Annotated in this window: 8 protein-coding genes; 5 read left to right on the plus strand and 3 right to left on the minus strand. The window is 66.6% G+C overall.

The genetic code is table 11. The features are described 5' to 3' along the window. The coding region (locus ACWDKQ_RS34160; protein WP_450142895.1) for a universal stress protein at window positions 1-180 on the plus strand (180 nt) is incomplete at its 5' end. A gap of 54 nt (window positions 181-234) precedes the next feature. Here the strand turns inward: ACWDKQ_RS34160 and ACWDKQ_RS34165 are convergent. Beyond that, a complete protein-coding gene (locus ACWDKQ_RS34165) occupies window positions 235-1,068 on the minus strand; it encodes a universal stress protein (protein WP_450142896.1) in 834 nt (277 codons plus the stop codon). Window positions 1,069-1,077: 9 nt separating this feature from the next. Next, window positions 1,078-2,037: a universal stress protein gene (locus ACWDKQ_RS34170; RefSeq protein ID WP_450142897.1), complete on the minus strand. Its 960-nt coding sequence runs from the start codon at window positions 2,035-2,037 to the stop codon at window positions 1,078-1,080. Window positions 2,038-2,386: 349 nt separating this feature from the next. On the opposite strand from ACWDKQ_RS34170, the gene ACWDKQ_RS34175 reads away from it, so the two are divergent. Further along, window positions 2,387-3,499 carry a lysylphosphatidylglycerol synthase transmembrane domain-containing protein gene (locus ACWDKQ_RS34175; protein ID WP_450142898.1) on the plus strand — a complete coding sequence of 371 codons (1,113 nt, stop codon included), beginning with the start codon at window positions 2,387-2,389 and terminating at the stop codon, window positions 3,497-3,499. On the opposite strand, the gene ACWDKQ_RS34180 is transcribed toward ACWDKQ_RS34175, so the two are convergent. Then, the gene (locus tag ACWDKQ_RS34180; protein ID WP_450142899.1) at window positions 3,481-4,011 is read right to left on the minus strand and encodes a universal stress protein; all 531 of its coding nucleotides are present in this window, start codon (window positions 4,009-4,011) and stop codon (window positions 3,481-3,483) included. The two genes, ACWDKQ_RS34175 and ACWDKQ_RS34180, sit on opposite strands and share 19 nt — an antisense overlap. 538 nt (window positions 4,012-4,549) lie before the next feature. Here ACWDKQ_RS34180 and fbp point away from each other — a divergent pair. From fbp to ACWDKQ_RS34195, 3 genes are all read left to right on the plus strand, one after another. Continuing rightward, window positions 4,550-5,668 (plus strand): fructose-1,6-bisphosphate aldolase/phosphatase, encoded by a 1,119-nt coding sequence (fbp, locus tag ACWDKQ_RS34185; protein WP_450142900.1) that lies wholly within the window; start codon window positions 4,550-4,552, stop codon window positions 5,666-5,668. Between the two features lie 122 nt (window positions 5,669-5,790). Continuing rightward, window positions 5,791-6,537 carry an STAS/SEC14 domain-containing protein gene (locus tag ACWDKQ_RS34190; RefSeq protein WP_450142901.1) on the plus strand — a complete coding sequence of 249 codons (747 nt, stop codon included), beginning with the start codon at window positions 5,791-5,793 and terminating at the stop codon, window positions 6,535-6,537. Between the two features lie 254 nt (window positions 6,538-6,791). Then, a complete protein-coding gene (locus ACWDKQ_RS34195; protein ID WP_450142902.1) occupies window positions 6,792-7,061 on the plus strand; it encodes a DUF1876 domain-containing protein in 270 nt (89 codons plus the stop codon). Window positions 7,062-7,278 lie beyond the last annotated feature (217 nt).

Here is a 7,278-nt window from a genome sequence, read left to right on the forward strand (position 1 = left end):
CGGCGGGTGGTGACGCCGGAAAAGCCCGCCGAGGCGCTGTTCAGAGAAGCAGGGGGCGCGAGCCTGCTGGTCGTGGGCAGCCATGGGAGGGGGCGCATCCGTCGCAGCCTGCTCGGCTCGGTGAGTCATGCTGTTGTCAACCGGGCCTCTTGCCCTGTCGCGGTCCTGCGCGCTGGGTGACGTGCTAGTGCTACCGGCGGCCCCCTGTCCTGTTTCAGGGTGGGAAGCTGCCGCTTACGACGCTCCTGCTGCGGCACGCACGACAGCCACCGGGCACTGGGCGTGGTGCAAGACGCCTGCAGCCACCGAGCCCAGGAAAAGCCCGTCGAACCCGCCGCCGCCCCGGTGCCCGACAACGAGTAAGCGCGCGTCGCGGGCCGCATCGGTCAAGGCCGCTACGGGATGCCCCCGCTGGGGCAGCTCGCGAACACTGACCTTTGGGAATTCGTCGCGCAGGGCCGCGGTTTGCTTGCCCAGCGACTGTTTGATGTCCCGTTCCACCTTTTCGCGGTCGGCGGGCGTCAAGGGCACGGCGAGCAGGCCTTCTTCATGCCACACCTGCATCGCGACCAGGTCGGTGCCCAGCCGGTTTGCGGAGGCGAAAGCGAACCGCAGCGCTTCCTGGCTGCACGGTGAATCATCCACACCGGCGACCACTGGGCCCACGGTGGTGGGGATGCCCTTGCGCACGATGATGACTGGGCATGACGCGTGGGTGGCCACGCCGACGCTCACCCCGCCCAGCAGGGCGTCGGTGAAACCGCCATGCCCACGCGCACCGAGGACCACCAGCTGTGCTTTCGTGCTCTGGTGCAACAGCACTTCGACCGGATTGCCGGTCGCGACTTGGGCGGTCACCGCAAGATTCGGCCGATTGGCTCTGCATTCCGCTGCGGCCTTCTGCGCCGCCTTCTCGGCGTAGTCGGCGCGGGCCGGATCGTCGTTGCCGATGACGACGTGCAATGGTGCGTGGCGGCGATCCGCTTCGGCAGCGGCCCAGTCGGCAGCCGCGATTGAGCTGTCCGATCCGTCAATGCCCACCACGACGGGCTGGTCCGGTGTTGACATGGCACTCCCTCAACCTCTCGCGCCGCGGACGACAGCTACTGGGCACGGGGCGTGCTGTAGCACGCCGGCGGCCACCGACCCGAGCAGCAGCCCGGTGAATCCGCCTCGTCCGCGGTGTCCGACGACCAGCAGCCGGGCATCTTCGGCTGCGGCGGCGAGCTCGGCGACCGGGTGTCCTCGCTGGGCGACCTTGCGGACAGGCACGTTCGGGTAGGACTCGGCACAGCCGGCGAGTTGCTCGGCCACCCTGCGCAGCGCTTCGTCGCGCAGGTCGGCCAGCTCGTATTCCAGGCGGGGCACGACCGGCGCGTACTCGATGTCCTGCCACACGTGCATTGCCACGAGCTCGGACTCATACCGGGACGCGGCGTCGAACGCGTATCGCAGGGCGGAGCCGCTGTGCGGGGAGTTGTCCAGCCCGACTACCACCGGGCCCCTGTAGCGGCGCTCTCGGACCACGACGACCGGGCACCGCGCGTGGGTAGCCACCTTGGCGCTGACTGAGCCCAGCAAGGTCGCGGCCAGGGTGCTTCGTCCGCGCGAACCGACCGCTACCAGCACGGCACCGTCGGAGAGCTGCAGCAGGACGTCCGCGGGGTCGCCGGGCACGACGTCCGAGGAGACTTCAAGGCTCGGGTGGTCGCCTGCGATCTGGTCATTCACGGGCCCGAGGACTTCCCATGCTTCGTCGTCCCACATCGGGTCACCGGAGGCCATCACGACGTGCAGTCGCTTGGTGGGCCGCAGATCGGCTTCTCCAGCAGCCCACCGAACGGCCGTCAGCGATGATTCGGAGCCGTCCATTCCGACGACAACCCGCCCACTCGACTCCATGCCAAACCTCCCGCTGCCCGCATCCTGGGTACCCCGCGCCAGCTTCGGGACATAAGGCCAGTCGGCCCTAGCGAGACCTCGGGCGGGCAGTGAACCGTAGGCCCGGCGCGGCCCGAAGAAGAACAGGCCCTGCACGGCGATGGCTCCCCCGACCCCACAACGACGATGTCAACCACGGTCGTAGCAGGCCACGGGGAACAGATCTCAGTGTCGACGCGAGGCGCCTTCGATGATGTGCTGCAAGCACATGGTCATCCACCCCGCTTGCCCTCCAGCGATGCTCCAACAATTCCCACTCAATAGCAGGGGAGATAGGGGATTTGGGTAATCGTCCGCGGCTCGCCGCGAACAGCGTATGGTGTGGGGCCGTTGGACCCTGACGCGGTGCTGGCTCCGCCCTTCATCGTGGGACGTCGACCCGAGCAGCGTGGAAACCGGCCGGGGCCAACCGTGCGCCGCGTCGCCGGAGTACAGGGGAACGAGGATGCGACAGCGGGTCCGCACGATCGCGCAGTGGGTAGTGGTGCTGGGAGGACTGGGGGTCCTGGGGTGGCAACTGCCCGTACTGGGGAGCGAGGCGGGGCACCTTGGTGCGGAACTCGAGCATCTCCGGTGGGGATGGGTCGGTGCGGCGGTCCTGCTGGGTGTCGGGTCCATGGCGGCTTACGGGGAGCTGCACCGACGGCTATTGCTCGCGGGTGGCGTGCGTTTGCCGGTGCGGACCGTCCAGACAATCAATTTCGCGGAGAACGCGCTGTCGACCACCCTGCCGGCGGTGGGCAACGCCGCCGGGTTCGTCTATGCGACCTGCCAGCTGCGCAAGCGCAACGTTGATGTCGCTTTGGCCGCGTGGTCGGTGGTACTGTCCGGGGCCGTTGCGACGGTTTTGTTGATGCTGCTCGGTATCGCCGGTGCAGGTGGAGCGGGGCAGATCCCGCCGCTCGTCGCTGGTGCGCTCTCGGGCGGCGTCGGCCTCACCGCATGGGTCTGCTGGGCGGTGGTGACTCGCCCCTCGGCTCTGCGCCGATGCCTGCTGGCCGTGACCTGGCTGGGACGGTGGCTTCCGGGCCGCTGCCGAACGTGCCGGCGCGCCTGGATGACCGATCCCGACGCGACCCTGCGACGCATGTCGGACCGGATCGGACTGCTCCGTCCCAGCGGGCCCCAGTGGGTGGCCGTTGTCGCACTCGCGGCGCTGAGCTGGATCCTGGACTACCTCAGCCTGTGCTTGAGCGTCGTGGCACTCGACCATCCGGTGCCGTGGTCGATGCTCGTGCTGGGCTACCTGGCGGTGCAGGGCGCCATTGCGTTGCAGATCTTCCCCGGCGGAGCGGGCCTGGCCGAGGGAAGCTTGCTGGGCGTGCTGATCGCATCCGGGATTCCGGCCGCCCCGGCCATGGCGACCGTCCTCCTCTACCGGGCCATCAACTGGCTCGGCCTGGCCGCGCTTGGCTGGGTCGTGTACGCCGTCCAGATCCACCTCGCCCCTCGACACGACCACATGCACGCACCCGAAGCACCCAACGTCCCTCCGGCACCGAGGCGCACAGCGCGGTCCCGGTCGGACGGCCTGGCGAACTACCGTAATACGAACTGAGGGGCGTGGGCGGGCGTGTGGCCTGCCCGTCGCCGCGAGCGGCACTCGACAACGTTCCACCGTCGAAACCGGTTTCGATGACGAATGCCCTGATCGCGCCCGGACGCGTCGCCCAGCCTGGAGGGGACTGCTCTCCCCAGGAGCACATAGCATGGCACCGGGAGTGGGAGATCGTCGGGCCAAAGTGGACTCGACAGGAGCTCTGAGCGCTTCTGCGCAGGCCTCAACTGCTCTAACCGCGGACGACCCGCCACGGGGCACGACGCCTGCTGGACCACCTCTGCTGCTACTGACCCCAGCAACCCGTTGAACTCTCTTCGGCCGCGGTGCCCGACGGCCAACAACCGCGGCGCATCAGCGGCGGCGGCGAGTTCGGCCACCGAATGCCCGCGTTGCACGAACTCTTGAACCGGCACGCCGGGGTACTGCTGCGGCCACCCGACGAGTTGTTCCGCGAGGACGCGTTGAGCTTGTCCCCGAAGATCAGCCGTCTCGAAGAGGAGTGTGGGCACGCTCGGGGCGTATCCGACATCCCGTTACACCCGCATCGCGACGAGCTCGGTCTCGTAGTGTGCTGCGGCGTCGAATGCGAAACGCAGGGCCGCGCGGGCTGTACGCAGAGTTGTCCAGCCTCGCCACGACCGGGTTATCCGACTGGCGGACCACCACATCCGCCGGGTGTCCGGGTACGACCTCGGTCGAGATCTCCAGTTGCGGGTGCTCAGCGGTCAGCCGGTCCGCCATGGCGGATGTGGTTTCCCGAGCTTCGTCATCGGTCCGTGGATCTCGGGTGACCATCACGAGATGGAGCTGAGGTGAATGCCGGAGATCGGCCTCGCGGCTACCCACGTCACCGCGGTGGTGGAGTGCGAAGAGCCGTCCACACCCACGACTACGGCCCCGTCTGCCGTCATGACCAGCTCCCAACCCGGGACTAGGTGCCGCCTCATGGGTACCCGGGCGAGAGCCGTGATATGAGGCCGGTCGGCCCTTGCGGCCGTCCGTCGGCGCGGCGGAGGTTGGTCACGGATTCTCGGGCTGGAGGTAGGGATGGTTACGTTGAGCATCATCAAAGCCGATACCGGCGGTTTCGTCGGTCATTCGGCCGTGCACCCGGAGATGATGAGTGCCGCGCGGGACGCGCTGAGCAGCGCGGTGGGCGATCGGCTGCTTCTGGACGGGAAGGTCGCCAGCTGCGGGGATGACCTGTCGTTGATTATGACGCACGAGCGCGGTGCCGATGCTGAGGAAGTCCATTCCTTTGCTTGGGATGTGTTCTTGCGGACCACGGAGATCGCCAAGCGGCTCGGTCTCTACGGTGCGGGGCAGGACCTGCTCTCGGATGCGTTCAGCGGGAACCTGCGGGGGATGGGTCCGGGCTATGCGGAGCTGGAGTTCACCGAGCGGCCGAGCGAGCCGGTGGTGTGCTTCCTGGCTGACAAGACCGAGCCCGGAGCGTGGAACCTGCCTTTGTACAAGGCGTTTGCGGATCCGTTCAACACCGCGGGCCTGGTGATCGATGCGAAGATGCACGCCGGGTTCCGGTTCGAGGTCTACGATCTGTATGAGGAGAAGCGGATCTGGTTCGACTGCCCACGCGAGCTCTACGAGATGCTGATGTTCATCGGTGCACCGGCTCGGTATGTGATCCACTCGGTGGAGTCCAAGACCCTGAGCGAGCAGGCGGTGGCGACCTCGACGCAGCGGTTGTCGCTGATCGCCGGCAAGTACGTCGGTAAGGACGACCCGGTGATGATCGTACGTTGCCAGTCCGGGCTGCCTGCCCTCGGCGAGGTACTGGAGCCGTTTGCATTCGCCTACACCGCGGGTGGGTGCATGCGCGGGTCGCACCACGCGCCGATGATGCCGGTCAGCGTCGACGACGCTCACCCCGCTCGGTTCGACGGTCCGCCGCGGGTGGTGGCTCTGGGTTTCCAGGTCCACGAGGGCAAACTGATCGGGCCGCGGGACCTCTTCGACGACCCGTCGTTCGACCGGGCCCGGGCGCAGACCAACGAGGTGATGGATTACCTGCGGCGACATGGACCGTTCGAGCCGCACCGGCTCCCGCTGGAGGATTTGGAGTACACCACCATGGCGCAGCTGGAGAAGCAACTGGCCGATCGGTGGCAACCCATGCCGTCCGCAGCCGTGCCCGCACCACGCTGACCAGCTCGCTGTGAATGACTCCGCCGACCGGGTCACGGACGTTGTCCTCAGGCGAACCCGTACCTGGACGGAACCCGGGAAAGCGACTCGCGACAGTGTGGATTCGATTAAGGGAGACCGAGATGCTTGAGTTGCTGACGGACGCACCGGACGGGATCGACGCTGTCAAAGCCATTGGCACGGTGTCGAAAGAGGACTACGAAGGCGTCTTTGAGCCGCTCGTCGAGTCGGCGCGGAGGGAGAACCGGCGCATTCGACTCCTCTACCAGTTCGGGGCGGAATTCCATGGTTTCACACCGGGGGCGGCTTGGGAGGACACCAAGCTCGGGTTCGGGGCGATTCAGCTGTTCGACGGCTGTGCGGTCGTCAGCGACACATGGTGGATCCGGGAGTCGAGCCGGCTTGTGAGGTTCCTGCTTCCCTGCCCGGTGCGGGTCTTCGGCAACGGCGAACGGGATGCGGCGATCGACTGGTTGAGCTCCTTGCCCGAAGGCCCCGGCGTGTCGCACCGGCTCGTTTTTGAGTCGGGAGTCCTCGTGGTCGAGGTCAAAGAACCTTTGCGGGTGCAGGACTTCGACGCCCTGGCGCGGACAGCGGATGCGTGGCTGAACGAGCACGGTGATCTGCGTGGCCTGGTAGTCCATGCTCGCGAGTTTCCCGGCTGGGAGAACGTCTCGAGCATGCTCCGGCACGTGCGATTCGTGCGCGACCACCATCGCAAGGTCAAGCGCGTGGCGCTGTCGGCGGACAGCAAACTGGCGAGTCTGGTACCGCATCTTGCCAAACACTTCGTACAGGCCGAAGTGAACAGTTTCGGATACGACGAGGTCGGTGATGCGATCACGTGGGCGGCAGAAACTACCGGATGAGTGCCCTCGGACGTCGTGGGGGTGGGGCCGATGGGCTCTAGTTGTCCCCTCCTCGGCTCGCGATCATTTTCCTCGTAGGCTCGGTGCATCTCGGGAGGTTCCGGTGCTGAGACCCTACGAACGGCGCCTTCTCGAGGAAATCGAGCGGCAGCTGTGCTCCGAAGGCCGGGAGTTCGCGCGCAAGATGATCACCCATGTGCGCCCGGTCATCCCGAGAGTTGGCAGATCCAGACCTAATGACGAGGAGTTTCGCGATGCCCATGACAGAGCACTGGTCGGTCGACATCTACCTCACCGAGGAAGAAGACCGCACTCACGCCCAAGCGCACTTGCACACTCGGGACGCGACCGATCTGCGGGGCACCGGGTTGGCTAAGCGGAGCCCCGAGGACGTCAACGTTGCGGAGGTCGGTGCCGAACTCGCCGCGGCCCGAGCGCTGTTCGAACTTGCCCATCGCCTGCTCCGCGCCGCGACTGTCGACGTCGAACAGCTGACCGGCAAGCCCGCACACCTGCACAGCTAGAGCTTGTGGCTGCTGGTACACCAGAGTCTCTTTGGTGATGAGACCAGCCGCTATTTTTTGGATGTATGAGCCAATGCCGCTTAGCTTAAGTTGATCTTGTGGTGTGATCTTGGGCTGTGGCGGGTGATGGTGTGGCGGCTGGTGCCCGGTTGACGGATCTGGTGTCGCTGGGGGTTTTGGCTTCGTCGGTTCCTCGGGATGTGGTTGATGAGGTGAT

It is taken from the genome of Saccharopolyspora sp. NPDC000995 (assembly GCF_053599315.1).